The following is an 18,524-nucleotide window of genomic DNA, read 5'->3' on the forward strand; positions in this document are numbered from 1 at the left end:
GGCGACCTTCGGCTAGTTCCGGACGTCGACTTTGGTCGGTGTACGGTGCCGGCGCGGCTTCGTACAGTTGTCTGATGACCGGTGTGGCGGCCCGACCCGAGCATCCCTGGCTGCTGCCTGCCGCGCTGACCGCCGATCCGGCCGCCGGCCGGCGCCGGCCTCGCCGGTCGACCCGGGACTGGATCGTCGACACGATCTGCTTCCTGCTCGCCGCAGGTTACGCCGCCGCCGCCTTCTGGGACGTGCTGCGCCCGCAGCCGACCCTGGTGGCGGACCGGGCCGACTCCGAGCTGGCGGTCGCGATCGACGTGGTGGTCAGCAGCGCGCTCTGCCTGTCGCTCTGGGTGCGCCGCCGCTGGCCGGTCGCGCTGGCCCTGGCCGCCCTGCCGGTGGCGCTCTTCTCCACCCCGTCCGGGATCGCCGTCCTGATCATCCTGCTGACCCTTGTGGTGCACCGGCCGCTCTCGGTGGCCGCGCCGCTGCTCGCGGCGCACCTGGGGGTCGCGGTGCTCTACGAGTACCGCAATCCCGACCCGACCGAGGGGCCGTGGGTGGGCATGGTGCTCAGCCTCGTGCTGACCGGCTCGGTGCTGGCCTGGGGGATGTTCATCCGGGCCCGGCGGCAGCTCGTGCTCTCCTGGCGGGACCGGGCGTACCGGGCCGAGGCGGAGCAGCGGTTGCGCGTCGAGGCGGCCCGCCGGCTGGAACGGGCCCGGATCGCCGGGGAGATGCACGACGTACTGGCACACCGGATCTCGCTGCTCAGCCTGCACGCCGGGGCGCTGGAGTTCCGCCCGGACGCCCCGCCGGAGGAGATCGCCCGAGCGGCCGGGGTGATCCGGACCAGCGCCCACCAGGCGTTGCAGGACCTGCGCGAGGTGATCGGCGTGCTCCGGGAGGACCCGCCGGAGGCGATCACGGAACTCGACCCGACCGTGCCGGCCCCCGGGACGGACCGGTGGGCCGCCCGGTACCCGCCGGATCCGCCGTACCCGCCGGTGCCGGGCGGGACCGGGGCGGGTGGTACCCCCGTGGCCGGGCGCGTGGTGCCGGAACTGGCGGGATCCGTTCCCGAGCGACCGCAGCCGACCCTGGGTGACCTGCCGGCCCTGGTGGCCGAGTCCCGGGAGGCGGGGATGCGGGTGGACCTGCGTACCGAGTTGACCATGACGGAGTCGGCGCCGGCCGGGCTCGGGCGGGCGGCGTACCGGATCGTGCAGGAGGGGCTTACGAACGCCCGGAAGCACGCTCCGGGGACCGTCGTCACGGTGACCGCCCGGGGGCGGCCGGGGCTCGGGCTGAGTGTCGAGGTCCGGAACCGCCGGCCGGTCGGGCAGGTGCCGGGACCGGAGATTCCGGGTGCCGGCACCGGCCTGGTCGGGCTGGGCGAGCGGACCGCGCTGCTCGGCGGTTGGCTGGAACACGGGCGTACCGACTCGGACGACTTCCGGCTCGCCGCCTGGCTACCGTGGCCGTCGTGAACGAGCGGACCACCGCCCCGGGACCGGGGACCGGGGCGCCGGTACGGGTGCTTGTCGTCGACGACGACGCACTGGTCCGGGCCGGACTGTCGATGATCATCGGCGGGGTGCCGGACCTGCGGGTGGTGGGGGAGGTCTCCGACGGCAGCGAGGTGCTGGCGGCGGTCGGGGCGTACCGGCCGGACGTGGTGCTGATGGACATCCGGATGCCCCGGATGGACGGGCTGGCCGCCACGGAGGCGTTGCGACGCTCGCCGGACCCGCCGGAGGTGCTGGTGCTGACGACGTTCGACGCCGACGAGTACGTGCTCCGGGCGCTGCGGGCCGGTGCCGGTGGCTTCCTGCTCAAGGACACCCCACCGGTGGAGATCGTGCAGGCGATCCACCGGGTGGCCGCCGGGGAGGCGACCCTCTCGCCGACCGTCACCCGTCGACTCATCGCGCACGTGACCGGCGCGGGTACGCCGGCCCACCGCGACGCCGACCTGCGCCGGACCCGGGCGGTACGGCTGCTCGGCGGGCTCAGCGAACGGGAGCGGGAGGTGGCGGTGGCGATCGGCCGGGGGTGGTCGAACGCCGAGATCTCCGCCGCGCTGTTCATGAGCGTGGCGACGGTGAAGGCGTACGTCTCGCGGCTGCTGGCGAAGCTGGAGCTGAACAACCGGGTGCAGGTGGCCCTGCTGGTCCACGACGCCGACCTGGTCTGAGCCGTGCCTTGTCGGTCGAGGCTCCGTCCGTCGAGGCGCTGTCCGTCGAACGGCTACCCGTCGAGCGGGCCCCGGTCGACGAAGCTGAAAGTCGCGTTCGGATCTGCGTCACCGGGAAACTGCACGTAGATCTCCTTCTTGGACTCGGACCACTGAACGAGACCCTCGTCCTCGTTGAAGATCGTGTAGGTCGGCCGGCCCTTGTCGTCCTTGCGGCCGGTGGAGGTGATCGAGAAGAGCGTCGCCTTGCTCGGGCGGCACTCGGTTCCGACCAGCGTGGCCCATTCGGTCGGGCTGATCTTCACCCCGAGACACGGCTGGTAGCCGTAGTTGGGCTGCATCGACTTGATCATGTAGTCGACGCCGACCGGGACGAGGGCGAAGAGCGCCTCGGCGCTGGTGCCGTCGGACGGCACCACCTTGTCGGGCAGCGGCAGGGCCAGATCCCGGTCCTCTTCCACGAAGTGGATGAGGGTCCGCCGGGTGCCGGCGAGGATGGCGTCGTTCCCGGCCGGACGGCCCGGACCGGCCGACGCGCTGGGGGTGCCGGTGGACGACGGCCGCGGTGCCCCCGTCGACGTTCCGGTGGCGACTGCCGGCGGGCTGTTCCGCGACGTATCGGGGCCGGACCCGCTCTCGGACAGCAGGTTGTAGCCCACGAGACCGGCCAGCAGCAGGGCGCCGAGGGCGACCACGGCGACGGTTGCCCGGACGGCCGTGCTTCGGCGCGGTCGTGCGGGCCCCGTGCCGCTGCCCCGCACCGGCGGATCTGGGTCGACGGTTGCCGGCCGGGCGGGGGCGGCCGGCACCGCGGGCAACGGCCGGGTCGGTGCCGCGGCGCTCGACGGGTCGACGGCCAGGAGCAGGTCGAGCAGTTCCCGGGCCGTCGGCCGTTCGTCCGGGTCCTTGGCGAGGGTCCGGGCGACGATGTCGCGCAGCGGTGCGGGGAGCCCGGTCAACGTCGGTGGTTGGGTCAGGATGCGCACCGCCATGGCCGGGGCCGAGTCGGCGACGAACGGGGTCCGGCCGGTCCCCGCGTAGGTGACCACCGCACCCCAGGCGAAGATGTCGGAGGCGGTACTCGTGCGCAGGCCGGGCTGCTCGTCGAAGCGTTCCGGCGCCATGTAGGCGAGCGTCCCGACGATCTGGTCGGTCCGGGTGTGCTGGCTGGTCGCCTCCAGCGGCCGCGCGATGCCGAAGTCGATCACCTTCACGCCGCCCAGCGCGAAGAGCACGTTGCCCGGTTTCAGGTCGCGGTGGATGACCCCGGCGCCGTGGATCGCGGCCAGTGCGGTGGCGATGCCGAGCGCCGCGCTGTGCAGCGCACCGGGGGAGAGCGGCCCCCGCTCGCGGACCACGTCGGACAGGTTCGGCCCGTCGACGTACTCGACGACCAGGTACGGCGGGTTGTGGTCGAGGTCGGCGTCGAGCACCTCGGCGGTGCAGAACGGCGGCACCTGGCGGGCCCGGTTGACCTCGCTGCGGAACCGGCCGAGGAACTCCGGGTCGTGGGTGAACTCGGCCCGGACCATCTTGATCGCCACCGGGCGGCCCTGCGGTGAGCGGCCCAGGAACACGGTGCCCATCCCGCCGGAACCGAGCCGGGCCACCAGCTGGTAGCCGCCGAGGTGTTCCGGGTCGTCGGCACGCAGGGGCAACCTCGACAAGATTCGTACTCCCCACGCGACCCGGACGACCGACGGCACCCTATCGCGTGTCAGGTGTCAGTTGCGAGGCTCCAGGACGCCGAGGCCGCTCGTGTCCACCACGGGACCGGTCTCGCGCATCCGCTCCGCGACCTGGTGCCACCGGCCGGCCTGCCGGGTGCAGATGCCCTGCGCCTCGTCGCCGCGCAGCGGCTCGCCCCGGTAGTCCAACTCGGCCAGTCGGCGCCGGGCGCGCAGGCTGCCGTCCCCGGCGTGCTCGGCCACGGTCTGGTAGATCGCGTTGAGCCGGCGGTCGACGAGCGCGATGTTGTGCCGGGCCAGCCGTTCGATGTTCTCCTCGGGCCGGCTGCCGTCCCCGACCAGCCGGTCGGCGCCGGCCAGGCTGAGATCGTCGTAGCGGGGGATCGAGGGCGGGAACCTGGCCTCGGCGAGGCGTACCGGGTCGACCGCCCGGCGCAGCAGCCGGATGAACTCGGCCCGGTCCCGCCAGTACCGGGCGTGGTCCAGGGCGATCCGGCAGAGCGTGTCCCAGGTCTCTGCATCCAGGTCGAGCCAGCCGATGAGCTGGTGCGGGTCGGCGGTCTGCGGCGGCAGGGCACGGTCGTGCCAGGTCTGTTCGAGGAGTACGGCACCCTGACAGAGCAGCTCCTTGGCGTACGCCGACATCCTGGAGTTGATCACTTTGTCGGGGCGCGGCAGCACCACCTTCAGGCTGGGGTAGACCTCCTCCTCGAAGTACCCGAAGTCCTGCAACCGGCGCAGCGGCGCCAGGTCGGGCTCGCTGCTCAGGATCCACCGCCGCAGCCGGTCGGCGGCGACCCCGCTCTCGGTGCAGGCCAGTGCGGCCCGCAACTGCTCCACCGCCTTCGCCACCAGCGACGCGACCGGCGGCGGCAGCGGGTGCGGGCTCGGCTCCGCCGACTCCGCGCCGCCGGCGCCGTCCGGCCGGCCGCCCGCGCCGTCCGGCGACCCGGCCGGGCTGGCCGGCGCGGTCGGGCCGGCCGGCTGGGGCACGGGAATGGCCGGCGGGGCGGCGGTCCGGCGGTGCCAGCGTGGCGGGTACGCCAGCGGCAGCGCGTCGGCGATCAGCCGGCGGCCCCGCCACAGTGCCCGGCCGGCCGCCGACAGGTGCGCCGGAACGGGGTGCTCCCGCTCCGGGAAGTACCCCTTCAGGGCGAAGGCGTAGGTACAGGCCGCGTTGTAGAAGTCGAACGACCGCAGTGGCTGCCTCGGCCAGCGCCGGCGCTGGGCCCGCCGGATCGCCCGGTCCAGCAGCACCCCGCCACACGGCCACTCCCGGCTCAGCGTCCGGGCCCGGGTACGCGGACCGCGCCGCCACCACCCCGCCAGGCAGCCTCCGTCCTCGAACGGCCCGACCGGCCCGGCCGGTTGCCGGCCGGCACCGACCGACGCGACCGGCCGCCCACCGTCGCCGGACAGCCCGGCACCGTCGCCGGCCCGGCTGTGCGGGTCGCGGCTCGCTCCGTGCGGGCAGCCGGCCCGCCGCCCACCGTCGGCGGACGGGTCGGGCGGTGGTCCGGTCGCGGTGCCCGGCCGGGCCGGCTGCCAGCCGGCGGCGGCCCAGTCGTGCCAGGCCCTGGCCAGCCGCAGCGGTGCCCAGACGTCCCGGAGCAGCAGCAGCGCCGAGTGGGTCACCTCGGAACGGGTGGCCCGGACGAACCAGGCGAGCACGGTGTCCTCGCGCAGCCGGTACAGCTCCTGCGCGGCGGCGATCTGGAAGACCACCCGGGTCGCCTCCGGATACTCCCGCAGCGTCCGGCGCAGCCACTCCTTGGCGGCCGGCTCGCCGGGCGAGTCGGCGAAGGTGACCACCACCGGCCAGTACCTGTCGACGAACGCCTTCTCCAGGCGCTGCCGCATCTGCCGGCGCACCTTCTCCCGGTCGCCGACGCCGTCGGACTTGAACCACTGGTGCACGGTCCGCTCGGTGTACGCGAGCGTGCAGGCGTACTGGTAGCGCAGCCGGATCGAGTCGGGTCGGCGGCGCAGGTAGCGCAGCGTGCCGAGCAGGTGCCGGGGCAGGTGGCGCAGCCGGTCGGCGCGGGTGGTCCAGACGTGGTCGTCGTACCAGCCGCCCTGCTCACGCAGCACCAGCGCCGACTGGTAGGTGTCCAGCGCGTCCAGGAAGAGTCCCATCTCCTCCTGCACGCTGGCCACCATCACCCGCAGGTCGGCGTTGAACGGGTCCAGCCCCAGCGCCTCGCCGTAGTAGCGCAACGCCTCGTCGAACTGCCGCCGGTCCTGCGACTCCTTACCCCGGTTGTACGCGGCGAAGAGCGCCGCCGGCAGTTCCCGGCCGTACCAGTTCCGCCACGGTGCGGCCCGGCCCAGCCGGGTCACCGGCAGGATCGTCGCCAGCACCCAGTACGCCGCCCGCCCGGTCGCCTCCTCCCAGGTGCCGCCCCACTGGGTGGTCATCGCGCTCCGGCCGCCGCCGAGGAACGAGGTGACGGTCGCCGATACGCCGTAGCAGGGTTCCTGGGCCCGGACCTGCAACACCCCGGTCACCCGGTAGCCGATCCTGGGCCAGAGCCGGGGCAGCATCTGGAGCAGCATGACGAGCGGGTTGCCGCTGCGCGGATCGATTCCGCTGGCCACGTCGAGAAAGGTCTCCGGCGGCGGGTCGGCGGGTCCGGCGTACGGGGGGTAGATGTGCGTTTCGGAGAGCCGCTGGCAGAACTGGCTCTTCAGGTCGTCGACCGGGGCGTCGTGGCCCGGGGTGGCGTCGGTGAACTCGTGCACGTCGACCGGGCCGGGGCGGTAGGCGAGCCGGACCCGGCGCCGGTGCCGCCAGGCGGCGAAACAGACCAGGGCGATCACCAGCAGCCCGAGCCGCTGCCGCATCGGGTGCGCCCCGTCGCCGCCGAGCGCGACGGCGAGACCGTCCAGCGGGCTGAGCAGCCAGGTGTCGGGCCGACCGGCCCGCAGTTGGGTCCGGCCGATCCAGACCAGCGCGGCGAGCAGGGCCAGGCTGCTGAGCAGTTGCCAGCCGAGTGCCGGACCGGTCCGGGGGACCGGCAGCGCGGCGGGCGCGGCCCGGGACTCCCGGCCGATCCGCCGGGGCGCTGGCTGCTCCCACTGCTCGGATCGCTGGATACCGTGCGACGTTCTTCTTGCTCGATGAGGCATCTCGGCCACCGATGGTGCTCGGTCGGTCCCCTTTCGGCGACGATTCAGCACCTCCAGGCTAGAGATCGTGGTAACGGCACAGGTCCGGAATGCCCGTTCTCGTTCGTACCATTGGCCTCCCTCCGTACCGTTGCCACCAGGGCTTTCTTTCCCACCTCCCGCCAGCGGGGGACCCGGGCCCGCCGGGCGGGGGATCCGGGCGCGGCCGGCGGCGACGAGGCTTGCGGACATGGGCAGGGGATGGCGCGGCCGGGCCGCGAACGCGGCACCGACCGCGGTGCTGCTCTGGACGATCGGGTACGGGGGGCTGCGGGTCTACTGGGCGGCGGGGAACGCCCCGGAGTTCCCGCCGCTGGGTACCGATCTGTTCCCGGTGGCCGGCTGGGGCTCCGTCGCCCTGGTCGGCGCGGCGGCGCCGCTGGCGGTCGCGTTGCGTCGTGCGACGCGCTGGCGGTGGCCGCTGGCCGGGGCCGCCTGGGCGGTGAGCGCGGCCCTGGTGACGCTCTGCCCGCTGCTGCTGCTGGACGTCGTCGCCGTGCTCGTCCCCGGCCTCGGCCTCGCCGTCGACCCGGCCGGGATCGTCGGTCGGCTCGGCTGCCTGACCGGCGGGCTGCTGCTCGCCGTCGCCACCGACGGCTACCGGCGGCGGGTCCGGGGCGACCGCCCGCTGCTCGGCGGCCCGCTCACCGGTACCCCGGGCTGGGCGTACGCGGCGGCCTACCTGGCGGCGGCCGGCTGCCTGGTCCGGCTCGGCGCGCAGGCAGCCGTCGGGATGGCCGACGTCCCGTTCGCGGCCGGCCCGGCGGTGCTGGTCTTCGAGGTCGGATTCCTGCTCGCCGGGCTGCTGCTGCCGCTGGCCCTGGTGCACGACTGGGGCCGGGTCTTCCCCGGCTGGGTGCCGCTGCTCGCCGGGCGGCGGGTGCCGCGCTGGCTGCCGCTCGGGCCGGGCCTCGGGCTCGGGCTGCTGCTGGTGGTCTACTTCGGAATCGGCACCGGGCAGTTGGCGGTGGAGACGGCCACCGGAAGCTGGGATCCGGGCGACGGGCGGTACCCGCTCTGGTTCTTCTGGGTCTCGATGCCGGCGTACCTGCTCTGGGGGTTGGGGCTGACGGTGGCCTCGCTGGGCTACTGGCGACGTACCCGGACCGCCGGGGCGTGAATCCTTACGGCGTCCGTAGTCGCCGTCGCCAGGCCCGCACTGGTCGCCGATCGGGTCATTGCAGGTCAGGTCGACCGCGGTCGCAGCCGTGAGGCGTACGAGTGTGCGCCTGCACGACCGGGCGGCCGGCTCGATCGTGCAGACCGTCCCGTCAGCCCGCCCGCTGATCCGTCCCGCGCTCGCTGATCCGCCGAGCGCGGTTGCCTGACCGCTCACCTGGACACCAGAGGCGTTACCGGCCCTGCGTAACGCCTCTGGTGTCCAGGTCGAGCGTGCGGCGGCTTGCGATTCGAAGCGTCGGGCTTGCGAACGTCGTTTTTGTCTGCAATATCCCTGGTGCCAGATACTGCGGCACCGATGCCTCGTAGCGCGTTGGGCTGGGTGACGACGAGTTCCGCCGGCTCCGAGATTGTCAGGGCTGCGAGATATGGGAGTGGGTAGGGTCGGCAGTGCACCTTACTCGCGCCCTAACACTGCAAACCCCTCCTTTCGTCGCACCGGACCGACGAAAGGAGGGGGCAATCAGCCCTTTTCGCGGCTTTGCGCTGTGTCATCGCTCGGTAGCATCCGGTCGTTGCCCTGGATCCCCGACCCTCCAGAAGTTGGGAATGCGGAGGCATGCGTAGGTGCCTTTGGCCTGTCAACATGGAGGAGAGTGCTTAATGGAGTTTGATGAACGGGTCGCCGCGCTCGCCACTAAAGTTCGCAATCAGCGAGACGCGATTCAGACGGAAGAGGCTGCTAAGAATGCTTTCGTCATGCCGTTCATCTCGATGATCCTCGGCTATGACGTTTTCGATCCACTGGAGGTCATACCTGAGTTCACCGCTGATGTTGGGGTTAAGAAAGGAGAAAAGGTCGATTACGCGATCATGCGTGGCGGTGAGGTGCAGATCCTCATTGAATGCAAACAACCGCGTGATTCCTTGAAGGTCGAACATGCATCCCAGCTTTATCGATACTTTTCCGTTACAAATGCGCGGGTCGCGGTCCTCACCAATGGGCAGGTCTACCATTTCTACACAGATCTCGACGCTCCCAACAAGATGGACGCCAAGCCCTTCCTGGTGTTTGACTTGGAGGATATCGATGACGCTCTCCTGCCGGAGCTACGTAAGCTCACGAAGGAAGTATTCGATCTCGACTCAATCATCAGTGCAGCCGAAGAGTTGAAGTATCTCGGTCAGATAAAGCGTTCGATGGCGACGCAGTTCAAAGAGCCTGACGAGGAGTGGGTCAGGTTCTTCGCAACGAAAGTATATGATGGTTCGCTCACTCAGAAGAGACGCGAGCAGTTCAGGTCGCTCGTAGCCAAGGCTGCTTCGCAGTTCGTCAGAGATCAGGTGAATGAACGGTTAAAGGGCGCACTCCACGCGAACCTTCCCAAGCAGACCATCGAGGCCCCCTCCGAAGTGCTCGAGAGTGAAGAGGTCGCGCTGAGCGATGTCGCCCGTGACACGGAGGTGGAAACCACCCTGGAAGAACTTACCGGCTATCAAATCGTCAAGGCGATCGCGTGTAGCGAGGTCAGGCCCCAACGCATTGTGGGGCGTGATGCCAAGTCCTACTTCGCGGTCATCCTTGACGACAATAACCGGAAACCCATCGCGCGACTGCATTTCAACGGCAAGGCCCGGAAGTATGTCGGAACGTTCGATGCCAACAAGAACGAAACCCGTCATCTGATCGACGCCATTGATGATATATATCTTCACGCTGACGCGATACGGGATGCGGTAAGGGCCTTCCGTGGCGAGGGAGGCCACAAGGATCTCCGAAAAGCTTGACATGCCCTCTTGGTGTCATGAGCGTGTCTACGCGATCGCTGTGGTCCAGCGGGAGCTATCGGACTAATCGAAGCCACCATTGATTACGAAATTCCGCCGCTCGTCAGGAGTCGACGATGGATAACGAGATACAGCTGATCAGCGACGGTGATGGCTTGGCCGTTATTGCTCCGGCTGTGGTCCGGTCGAGCAACCAGATCTCGTTCGCCATCGTCGATTTTCAGGGGCGGCTCGGGATCGAGTGCGCTCGAGAGTCATCGGAGGCGCGACGGTTGGCGGATGCGGCCAAGGAGGTGAGGGACAAGGCGCTTGAGACAGGGACCGACCGTGTTGATGCCGCCAGGCGTTTCGGCCACGAGACCCTCGACCGGGCCAAATCGGCAACAGGCCAGCTCTCCAACCGGATCGCCGAGCGAGCGTTCCGTCGGCAAGGCGACGACGAGGAAGTCTGATAGGTATTTGCCTGCTGGTCAGGGCGTGGCGCTGTTCTGCCACTGCGCGGCGAGAGCCTCTGCCTGCGCCAGAAAGTCGTCTAGTTGCTGCTCCGACAGATTCTCGTCTGCGATGAGTTTGAACAGCAGTTGTGCCTCGATTTCGGTGATCGTGCCGATGTCGAGTCGATCGATGGTCTCCGCAACCTCTGGCGCATCAAGGTCGAGTGTGGCGCAGATCAGCGCCTCGGCCTCCTTCGCGGGGAGATCGCGGCCTTCGGACAGGAAGGTGCGCGCGTCGGCGACGAACTGGATGATCTCGTTCATGTCCTTGCGCTGCCCGAATCGCCGCTGTACGGCAATGTTGAAGGCGAAGCCGATGATAGCCATCGGCGTTCCCTTGCCCTGACTCTCGAACTCTGCCAGGAGCGCGTCGTACGCCTCCCAATCTTGCCGAAGGATTGCCCTAAGAAACTTCGTGTTTTCGTCCATTTCCATCGCCCTTCTGTTTCTTGTGCTGAGTGTTTCTGGTTCTGGCTTTGCCGCGAAGTCTGGCGGCCACCTCGGCGCCCTTGATCCCGAGGAGTGCGACCGTGAACGCGGCGAGTAGCGCATCTCCGGCCGACGCATCATGAGTTCTGGCGGCTGAGATCGCTGGCTGGGGAGACCTGGGGACGACAACTCCGCCCGAGCCCGTCGCGTCCTTGATGGCGGTGGCGATCTTCTTCGCGTGCTGAAGTCCGTCGTCGGCGTTCCGGACCGCTGCTGTACGGCCGAGCAGCTTTGACGAGAGGGGGCCCTGGCCGGCTGCGGAAGCGAGTATGTGCTCGCCAGAGGCGTCAGCCTCTGGCGCTGAAGTGCGAGGTGGGACAGTGCCGGGCGCGATGACGTTGAGGTAGGTAGTGATGTGATCGGCAGCCTCGGAAAGCAGCCGTGCGGTCTTGCCTGCCTTCTCTGCCGCAGTCCGGGAGTCGACCACCGCTTTCTTCATCAACCTGTCGGCGGTTCCCCGGGCGGCCTCGGTATAGGCGGCGAGTGCCTGTTCGGCCTGCTCCTGGGCCCGTTTTGCGCTTACTGCAGTCTCGTCGATCACTCCCAGCGCCGTACGGAACCCTGCCACGACATCGCCCACGGAGATGTCGGCCATCAGAGCCTCGAGGCGTACTCGTTCGCGGCCTCAGATCCGGAGCGCAACAGATCGGCGACCCGGGCTGCTTCTTTCGTCGCTTCCTTGAGCTTCTTGAGAGCCGCCCGACCTCGTCGTGTCTGCTGTCGTGGGCCGTTGCGGCGGCTGACGTCTGAGCCTGGTTGGCTCGGTCCCGGACTCCCAGCACAACGACGATGCCATCCTTGGCGGCCTGGTCGCCCCGGCTGATGGTCGTCTTCACCTGGGTGATGTCCACCGGATGTGTCCCTCGAATCATCGGGGCTGCGTAGTCGATCGGACACTATCGGAGAGGGGTCAGTGCGTGCAGCCCTGCTGTCGCGCCAACCGGCGTCGTGCTGCTGGTTACTTGCCGTCGCAGGTGCGGCTGCGCCGGTTCACCCCGGTCGGTTTCGGCCGGCGGGGAGTCGATCCGGACGAGGTGACGGAGTTCCTGGATCAGGTCGCCAATGACCTGGCCAGGGCGTACACCGAACTGGCCCGGGTCCGGGAGCAGAACACCCGGATCAAGGACGCGTTGCGGCGGTGGCAGTCCCGACAGGTGCGGTCGGCGCAGGAACTGGCGGGGCGCTGATGGCCGACCGGTACGTGTCGTGCCGATCGTGTGACGGCCTCGCGGTCACGCTTGATCCGTGTCGCTGCACCTACGGCGGCGACCGACTCCTCGTCAACGACAACGACGGCGGGGACCGGCCTGCCGGAGAGGCATACCGCGACTGCCGGGAGTGCCAGGGCGTCGGCACCCTCGCCCGGCCGTGCCACGACTGCCGGCAGTCCGGCCGGCGTCGGGCGCAGCTCGTGTTGACGATGGCGAACCTGGACACCGGATCGGTCGCCTCGGCGAACGTCGTACCCGGAGTCGTCGAACCCGTGCCGTGGCCCGGCGACGGTGGTGGGAGCTGGCATCTGCCGCTCGCCCCGCTGCTGCACGACCTGGCTGCCCTGGTCGGCGCCGGCTCGTGGACGGACGTCCGGGCCCCGGGTGATCCGGACGGGCCGCTGGTCCTGCTGCCCCGCGCCTGGCGTCCGGAGCAGCCCGCACCCGTGCGCAGGACGCTGGAGGCGGAGGCGATCGCGGGGGAGAGCCTCGACGCGTGGCGGCTCTACCTCGGCCGCACCACCGCCGGCACACCACGGCTGGACGCGGCTGCCGAGCTGGGCCGGTGGTGCCGGCTGGCCGGGCTGCTCTGCCTGGATCTGGTGGTCGAGGCCCGCCGCCTGGCCGCCACCGACGCCCTGACCTGGGCGGTCCGGTTCGAGCTTCCGGATGGGCCGGTGCCAGCCGAGACGTACGGCTACGCCGACGACTTGGCCGCCGCGATCAGCACCACCAGCGACCTCGACGCCTGCTATGGACTGGACGAACGTGGCCGGACTGTCCCCGCCCACCAGTTCCAGCATCCGACACCGACCACCGGATGAACCGTCGACGGTCGACCTGGACCAGCTCGAACGGCGGATCCTCGCCGACTGCACCGACCTGGACACCGGCACCCCGACTCCAGGAGCACAGGCCGTCTGGCGCGACGGCCGCTGGTGGCACACCAGCCTCCGCACGGACGGCACGACCGAAACCCTCACCGAGTGGACCACCGGACAGATCCAATGCCGACGTACGCCGGTGCTGCGGCGGGGTTGGCAACCGCCGGCCCCCTCGTGGCGGGGCCCGCCCGTCCGGTACGTCGACTGCCCCGACTGCGACCCGCACAGTCGACTCCGGCGCTGCGACTGCCGACTCGGCGCCAACCGGGCCGACCCCGACTGCCCGCAGTGCGCCGGCTCCGGTCGCAGCCCGTCCCTGCTGCGCTGCCACACCTGCTGGGGGAGCCACCGTCGCTACCCGGAGGTGACGGTCACCATCACCGATCTTGCCGGCCGGGTCGTCCACCTGTGCTGGCGGACCGGCCCGGCCGGCTGGCAGGCCGGCGAACACATCTGGCACACCAGCCCCGACGGGCTGGGCGACGAGCCGACCAGGCCGGCGGGGGAGGAGCACTGGCGGACCGGTCGACACGTCCCCGCACCACACGTGGCGACCCACCCCGGCGGCAAACCCCTACACCAGCTTCCCGAGCAGTTCCGCCTGGCCGCCTGGGCCGACCACTTCGGCGTACGCCCGCAGGACCTGGTCGAACTCGACGGCGGCGGCACCCTCGACCAGCATCTCCGGGACGGGACCGTCACCCTGCACCAGCCCGATGCCGATCCGCTCACCGAACACCTGCGCTGGGCCGCCCGGGGCAGGGCCGGTGGCCGACTGTTCCTGCTCGCCCGCCGACCCGACGTGCCGTCCCTGGCCGACCTGGTCCGGCTCGTCCTCGGGCTGCGCCTGACGGCCACGATCACCCTCACCGACCACCGCCACAATGTCGGCGACCTCCGGTTGATCCAGGGCGAGAGCTGGGACGTCACGATCGACCGCCCAGGCCGTCCGCCCGCCCCCGCCGACCCGCCTACCCGCCACACCCCGGAAGCCGCGACCGCGTTCTGCCTCGAATACCTCGAACTCGCCATCGCCGCCAACGTCCCCGACGATCCGACCGAGCCGATCCCGGTCCCACAGAACCCGACCCCTGGCACAGTCGACGACCCCGTACCCCTGCTCCGTCGACTCGCCCGCCATCATCCCGGCCAACCCGTCGCCGCCCACTTCGACGGCACCACCTGCCAGATCTGGCTCCGCGAGCGCGACGACGTACGCCAACTCGCCACCGCGGCCACCCTTCCCGCCGCCATCGGCGCACTCGGCCTCTGACCGACGCTGTCGGTAAAGGGTCCTGAGCCGCTGGTCAGGCTGCTGGGCGACGTCCCCGGGTTCGCTCGGAACCGGTCGAACGGTGGGCACCTGTCGGGGGTGTCGTGCAGGATCAGTAGCGTCCACCGACTTCCAGTTCCTTGGTCGGAAAGAGATTCAGGAGACAGGTCATGACCGGCGCCGGCCAGGCCCCCGAGATCATCCGCCGGTACTTCGCGTACGCGTCGCAGCCGGACACCGAGGCGTACCTCGGGTTGTTCGCCGACGACGCGGTGGTCGAGGACGAGGGGAAGGAATACCGGGGCATCGCCGAGATCCGCCGCTGGCGGGGCGAGGTGCCGCTGGTCAGCTACGAGATCACCGACGTCGAGCAGACCCCGGCCGGAACGGTGGTGACCGCCGCCATCAGCGGCGACTTCCCCGGCAGCCCGTTCGCCGGCCTCCGCTTCCGCTTCTCGGAGTACGACGACGAGGTGATCCGCCGGCTCCGCATCGCCCCCTGACGGCCGGGCCCGCCGAAGTCCCACCCCGCCATGGGGTCCTTACCAACCGCGCGGCACGGGCGTAGTTTGGAGGGGATTGAAGTCTGACGGGGGAGGCGGCGATGGTGGCACCGGCGGAGCTGGTGGAGATTGCGTCCGAGGCGGAGCTGCGCGAGCTGCTCGGCGAACCGATCCCCCGGGCGGTGACGAAGGAACGGGTACGCCTGCACGAGATCGACCGCGAGTGGCTGGCCGCCTCGCCCTTCTGCCTGGTGGCGACGGCCGACCGGGACGGCAACTGCGACGTCTCGCCGAAGGGCGACCCGCCCGGCTTCACCCTGGTGCTCGACGACACCACGATCGCCGTCCCGGAACGTCCCGGCAACCGGCGGGCGGACGGCTTCCGCAACATCCTGGCCAACCCGCACGTCGGGCTGGTCTACCTGATCCCCGGCAGGGGCGAGACACTGCGGATCAACGGCCGGGCCCGGCTGGTCCGCGAGGCGCCGTTCTTCGACCAGATGGTGGTCAAGGGGCACCGGCCGATCCTGGCCCTGGTGGTCGAGATCGAACAGATCTTCTTCCACTGTGCCAAGGCGTTCATGCGCTCGTCGCTGTGGCGGCCGGAGAGCTGGCACCCGGAGGTGCTGCCGCCGCAGGCACAGATCGTCAAGCGGGTCCAGAAGACCGAGGAGTCGCTGGAGGAACTGGAGCGCTACTACGGCGAGCAGTACGCCCGCCGGCTCTACCAGGGCTGAAGCCCCGCCCGGCGCCCCGGACGATCGGCGCCGGTCGGCGGTCAGGAGAGCAGGTGCCGCACCGGCAGGCGCCGGATGGAGGCGTCCAGCACCTGTGCGGTGTGTGCCAGTCCGATCCGGCCGCCGCCGGCCCGGGGCAGCGCGGCGGCGATCTGCATCAGGCAGCCCGGGTTGGCGGTCACCAGCAGCCGGGCGCCGGTGCCGAGCACGTTGCGGGCCTTGCGCTCGCCGAGTTCGGCCGCCGGCTCCGGGTTGAGCACGTTCCACACCCCGGCCGAGCCGCAGCACAGCTCCGGGTCGGCGATCTCCCGCAGCTCCAGCTCGGGAACGGCCCGCAGCAGTTCCCGCGGCTGGCTGCGGATGCCCTGGGCGTGCCCGAGGTGGCAGGCGTCGTGATAGGCCACGCTCACCGGCAGCGGGTGCCGCCGGGCAACCGGGCCGAGTTCGACGAGGAGTTCGGAGAAGTCGCGTACCCGGGCGGCGAACGCGGCGGCCCGCTGGGCGTACGCCGGGTCGTCGGCGAGCAGGTCGCCGTACTCCTTCAGGGCCGAGCCGCAGCCTGCGGCGTTGACCACGAAGTAGTCGATGCCGGTGCCGTCGAAGGCGTCGACCAGGTCCCGGGCGAACCGGCGGGCCTCCTCCTCCCGCCCGTTGTGCAGGCTCAGCGCGCCGCAGCAGCCCTGCCGGGCGGGGTTCAGCAGCACCTCGCAGCCCTCGGCGGCCAGCACCCGGGCCGTCGCCGCGTTCACGCCGGGAAAGAACGCACTCTGCACGCAGCCGGTGAGCATCCCGACCACCGCCCGGCGCGGCCCGTACGCGGGTACCCGGTCCGGAGCCTTCGGTGCCCTGGTCAGCCGGGGGGCCAGCGACTCCAGGGTGGCAAGCGTCGGCGCCAGTCGGGGCAGCAGCCCGCTGCGCCCGAGCAACGCCCGCAACCCGCTCGCCTGGTACGCCCACAGCGGCCCGCGCAGCAGCCGCAGCCGCTTCGGGTACGGGAAGAGTGCGAAGATGGCCGCCCGCAGCGCGCGCTCCCGGGCGGGGCGGCGGTGCCGGCGTTCGACCTGCTGCCGGGTGCGCGCGATAAGCGTGTCGTAGCGCACCCCGGACGGGCATGCGGTGACGCAGGCCATGCAGCCCAGGCAGGCGTCGAAGTGCCCGACCATGGATTCGCCCAGCGGCTCGCCCTCCAGCCCCTGCCGCATCAGGTGGATCCGCCCCCGTGGCGAGTCCATCTCCTCGCCCCACAGCACGTACGTCGGGCAGCTGGGCAGGCAGAATCCACAGTGCACGCAGTCGGCGACGAGGCCTGCCGGCGGCGGCCGGTGCCCGTCGAAGGCCGGTCCGCCGGGTGCCGGCCCGAGCAGCCCGAGCACGTCCCGGGGCACACTCGCCGGCCGGGTGCCGCCGGGCGATGGCAAATCGGGAGCGGGTGGCGGCCCACCGGGCCCAGCGTCCAGATCGTTGTCCGAGATGCCCGGGTCGGGGGTGGATGCGGCGGGCGAAGGCATCAGATTCCTCCTACGAAGCGTCCCGGCGCCAGCCGGGCGTCGGGGTCGAACCGCTGCTTGACCCGGCGCATCAACTCCAGTCCCTCCACCGGCCCCCACAGGTCGACCCGGTCCCGGACCGGCTCCGGCGCGGTCAGCACCACGGCGTGCCCGCCGGCCTCGGTGGCGGCACCCCGCAACTCGTCGACGACCCGGGCCACCCGGTCCGGGTCGGCCGCCGCCGGCAGGCCGGCGTAGAGGACCCCGGTGCCGGCCGAGCCGCGCACCCCGACCGGCACGTCGTGCCGGTCCGCCGCCGCCCGGCCTGCCGCCAGCAGGTCGGGTACTCCGGAGAGCACCCCGGTCAGTTTCAGCCCGGTGTCGCCGGGCCGCCACGGGTACCGCCCCCACCAGGGTGGCGCAGTCGGGCCGGGCGACTCGTCGGTGCCGAGCAGCCGGGCGGCGGCCTCGGCCCGGCCGGCGACTCCGGCCGGGGTCCCCTCCAACAGCAGCACGACCTCGTGACCGCCCTCCGGCGGCGCGTCGACCTCCAGGGCGGCCGGCACCAGTTGGGCGCCGAGTACGGTGCGGAGCAGCCGCCCGACCCGGGCCAGTCCGTCCGGCACGGCGTCGCCGCGTCCGGCGTCGACCCGGCAGCGCAGGTACGCCCGAGCGACAGGCACCGGGTGCAGCCGGAACACGCACTCGGTGACCAGCCCGAGCGTGCCGTACGCCCCGGTGACGAGCTTGCCGAGGTCGTAGCCGGCGACGTTCTTCACCACCTTGCCCCCGGCGTGCGCCACCACCCCGTCGGCGCGGACCATTGTGACCCCGATCAGCAGGTCCCGGACGGTGCCGTAGAGCATCCGGCGCGGCCCGCTGCCGTTGCACGCGACCACGCCGCCGACGCTGGCGCCGCCGACCGGGTCGTCCAGTCCCAACTGCTGCCCGGCCGGGGCGAGCGCCCGCTGGAGGTCGGCCAGCGGGGTGCCGGCCCGGACCACCGCGATCAGGTCACCGGCGGCGTGCTCGACCACTCCGGTGAGCCGGCGGGTCTCCACCAGCAGGTCGAGGGCGCGCGGCGGGTTGCCCCAGTCCGACCGGCTACCGCCGCCCCGGAACCCGACGGTGAGCCCGAGTTCGGCGGCGGCCCGCAGTAGCGCCGCCGCCTGCGCGGTCGATCCGGGCGCCGCCACGATCCGGGCCCGTACCCCGCCGAGCACGTCCGCCGGCCCACCCGCCCGGACCATCGGCACCATTCCGGCGTCGTCCGGCCCGGCCGGCGGGGCGGTGTCGGCTTCGTTCGGCGGGGCGGTGCCGGTTTCGTCCGGCGGGGCGGTGCGAGCTTCGGTCAGCGCGGCCCGGAGCCGATCGAGCCGGTCGGTGGTCGGGTCGAGCCGGTCGGTGGTCGGGTCGAGCTGGTCGGTGGTCGGGTCTTCCAGCTGGTCGGTGGTCGGGTCGAGCGGCAGCATGGCTCAGAACACCTCCGGGAGTA

Annotated in this window: 16 protein-coding genes; 10 read left to right on the forward strand and 6 right to left on the reverse strand. The window is 71.4% G+C overall.

From position 1 onward, the window contains the following. Positions 1-74: 74 nt before the first annotated feature. Together ACN28A_RS21320 and ACN28A_RS21325 are read left to right on the forward strand one after the other, a co-directional pair. Positions 75-1,481, forward strand: coding sequence for a sensor histidine kinase (locus tag ACN28A_RS21320; RefSeq protein WP_421397358.1), 1,407 nt, complete (start codon positions 75-77; stop codon positions 1,479-1,481). Then, positions 1,460-2,188: a response regulator gene (locus ACN28A_RS21325; protein WP_421404549.1), complete on the forward strand. Its 729-nt coding sequence runs from the start codon at positions 1,460-1,462 to the stop codon at positions 2,186-2,188. Before ACN28A_RS21320 ends, ACN28A_RS21325 begins: the two co-directional genes overlap by 22 nt. A gap of 53 nt (positions 2,189-2,241) precedes the next feature. Here the strand turns inward: ACN28A_RS21325 and ACN28A_RS21330 are convergent, their stop codons facing one another. Together ACN28A_RS21330 and ACN28A_RS21335 are read right to left on the reverse strand one after the other, a co-directional pair. Then, complete coding sequence (locus ACN28A_RS21330) at positions 2,242-3,855, reverse strand: serine/threonine protein kinase (protein ID WP_421397360.1); 1,614 nt, start codon at positions 3,853-3,855, stop codon at positions 2,242-2,244. 57 nt (positions 3,856-3,912) lie between these two features. Then, positions 3,913-7,005 (reverse strand): hypothetical protein, encoded by a 3,093-nt coding sequence (locus ACN28A_RS21335; protein ID WP_421397361.1) that lies wholly within the window; start codon positions 7,003-7,005, stop codon positions 3,913-3,915. A gap of 229 nt (positions 7,006-7,234) precedes the next feature. Between ACN28A_RS21335 and ACN28A_RS21340 the strand changes: the two genes are divergently transcribed. From ACN28A_RS21340 to ACN28A_RS21350, 3 genes are all read left to right on the forward strand, one after another. Next, complete coding sequence (locus ACN28A_RS21340) at positions 7,235-8,164, forward strand: hypothetical protein (RefSeq protein WP_421397362.1); 930 nt, start codon at positions 7,235-7,237, stop codon at positions 8,162-8,164. Positions 8,165-8,826: 662 nt separating this feature from the next. Next, complete coding sequence (locus tag ACN28A_RS21345; protein ID WP_421397363.1) at positions 8,827-9,951, forward strand: type I restriction endonuclease; 1,125 nt, start codon at positions 8,827-8,829, stop codon at positions 9,949-9,951. 116 nt (positions 9,952-10,067) lie between these two features. Then, on the forward strand, positions 10,068-10,403 hold the full coding sequence (locus ACN28A_RS21350; protein WP_421397364.1) for a hypothetical protein: 336 nt from the start codon (positions 10,068-10,070) through the stop codon (positions 10,401-10,403). Positions 10,404-10,421: 18 nt separating this feature from the next. On the opposite strand, the gene ACN28A_RS21355 is transcribed toward ACN28A_RS21350, so the two are convergent. Then, entirely contained in the window at positions 10,422-10,880 is a 459-nt protein-coding gene (locus ACN28A_RS21355) for a hypothetical protein (RefSeq protein ID WP_421397365.1), read from the reverse strand. Then, positions 10,849-11,529, reverse strand: a complete 681-nt coding sequence (locus tag ACN28A_RS21360; RefSeq protein WP_421397366.1) for a hypothetical protein — start codon at positions 11,527-11,529, stop codon at positions 10,849-10,851. The genes ACN28A_RS21355 and ACN28A_RS21360 overlap by 32 nt, the downstream gene beginning before the upstream one ends. A gap of 259 nt (positions 11,530-11,788) precedes the next feature. Between ACN28A_RS21360 and ACN28A_RS21365 the strand changes: the two genes are divergently transcribed. The 5 genes from ACN28A_RS21365 (at position 11,789) to ACN28A_RS21385 (ending at position 15,542) form a co-directional block, all read left to right on the forward strand. Beyond that, a complete protein-coding gene (locus ACN28A_RS21365) occupies positions 11,789-12,121 on the forward strand; it encodes a DivIVA domain-containing protein (protein ID WP_421397367.1) in 333 nt (110 codons plus the stop codon). Next, positions 12,073-12,969: a hypothetical protein gene (locus tag ACN28A_RS21370; RefSeq protein ID WP_421397369.1), complete on the forward strand. Its 897-nt coding sequence runs from the start codon at positions 12,073-12,075 to the stop codon at positions 12,967-12,969. The genes ACN28A_RS21365 and ACN28A_RS21370 overlap by 49 nt, the downstream gene beginning before the upstream one ends. Beyond that, positions 12,899-14,302: a hypothetical protein gene (locus ACN28A_RS21375; protein WP_421397370.1), complete on the forward strand. Its 1,404-nt coding sequence runs from the start codon at positions 12,899-12,901 to the stop codon at positions 14,300-14,302. The genes ACN28A_RS21370 and ACN28A_RS21375 overlap by 71 nt, the downstream gene beginning before the upstream one ends. Before the next feature lie 170 nt (positions 14,303-14,472). Further along, a complete protein-coding gene (locus ACN28A_RS21380; RefSeq protein ID WP_421397371.1) occupies positions 14,473-14,805 on the forward strand; it encodes a nuclear transport factor 2 family protein in 333 nt (110 codons plus the stop codon). A 101-nt stretch (positions 14,806-14,906) separates the two neighbouring features. After that, positions 14,907-15,542 carry a pyridoxamine 5'-phosphate oxidase family protein gene (locus tag ACN28A_RS21385; RefSeq protein ID WP_421397373.1) on the forward strand — a complete coding sequence of 212 codons (636 nt, stop codon included), beginning with the start codon at positions 14,907-14,909 and terminating at the stop codon, positions 15,540-15,542. Positions 15,543-15,583: 41 nt separating this feature from the next. Here the strand turns inward: ACN28A_RS21385 and ACN28A_RS21390 are convergent, their stop codons facing one another. Continuing rightward, entirely contained in the window at positions 15,584-17,050 is a 1,467-nt protein-coding gene (locus ACN28A_RS21390) for a (Fe-S)-binding protein (protein ID WP_421397374.1), read from the reverse strand. After that, positions 17,050-18,501, reverse strand: a complete 1,452-nt coding sequence (locus tag ACN28A_RS21395) for an FAD-binding oxidoreductase (RefSeq protein WP_421397376.1) — start codon at positions 18,499-18,501, stop codon at positions 17,050-17,052. Before ACN28A_RS21395 ends, ACN28A_RS21390 begins: the two co-directional genes overlap by 1 nt. Between the last annotated feature and the right edge of the window lie 23 nt (positions 18,502-18,524).

This window comes from Plantactinospora sp. WMMB782 (assembly GCF_049179135.1).
Taxonomy (GTDB): Bacteria; Actinomycetota; Actinomycetes; order Mycobacteriales; family Micromonosporaceae; genus Plantactinospora.

Bases quoted from the DNA above. Each gene is read 5' to 3' on its own strand.
- ACN28A_RS21380 (WP_421397371.1), top strand. From the start codon at position 14,473: ATGACCGGCGCCGGCCAGGCCCCCGAGATCATCCGCCGGTACTTCGCG.
- ACN28A_RS21345 (WP_421397363.1), top strand. From the start codon at position 8,827: ATGGAGTTTGATGAACGGGTCGCCGCGCTCGCCACTAAAGTTCGCAAT.
- ACN28A_RS21375 (WP_421397370.1), top strand. From the start codon at position 12,899: ATGGACTGGACGAACGTGGCCGGACTGTCCCCGCCCACCAGTTCCAGC.
- ACN28A_RS21355 (WP_421397365.1), bottom strand. From the start codon at position 10,880: ATGGAAATGGACGAAAACACGAAGTTTCTTAGGGCAATCCTTCGGCAA.
- ACN28A_RS21340 (WP_421397362.1), top strand. From the start codon at position 7,235: ATGGGCAGGGGATGGCGCGGCCGGGCCGCGAACGCGGCACCGACCGCG.
- ACN28A_RS21395 (WP_421397376.1), bottom strand. From the start codon at position 18,501: ATGCTGCCGCTCGACCCGACCACCGACCAGCTGGAAGACCCGACCACC.
- ACN28A_RS21365 (WP_421397367.1), top strand. From the start codon at position 11,789: ATGTGTCCCTCGAATCATCGGGGCTGCGTAGTCGATCGGACACTATCG.
- ACN28A_RS21360 (WP_421397366.1), bottom strand. From the start codon at position 11,529: ATGGCCGACATCTCCGTGGGCGATGTCGTGGCAGGGTTCCGTACGGCG.
- ACN28A_RS21320 (WP_421397358.1), top strand. From the start codon at position 75: ATGACCGGTGTGGCGGCCCGACCCGAGCATCCCTGGCTGCTGCCTGCC.
- ACN28A_RS21385 (WP_421397373.1), top strand. From the start codon at position 14,907: ATGGTGGCACCGGCGGAGCTGGTGGAGATTGCGTCCGAGGCGGAGCTG.
- ACN28A_RS21350 (WP_421397364.1), top strand. From the start codon at position 10,068: ATGGATAACGAGATACAGCTGATCAGCGACGGTGATGGCTTGGCCGTT.
- ACN28A_RS21335 (WP_421397361.1), bottom strand. From the start codon at position 7,005: ATGCCTCATCGAGCAAGAAGAACGTCGCACGGTATCCAGCGATCCGAG.
- ACN28A_RS21390 (WP_421397374.1), bottom strand. From the start codon at position 17,050: ATGCCTTCGCCCGCCGCATCCACCCCCGACCCGGGCATCTCGGACAAC.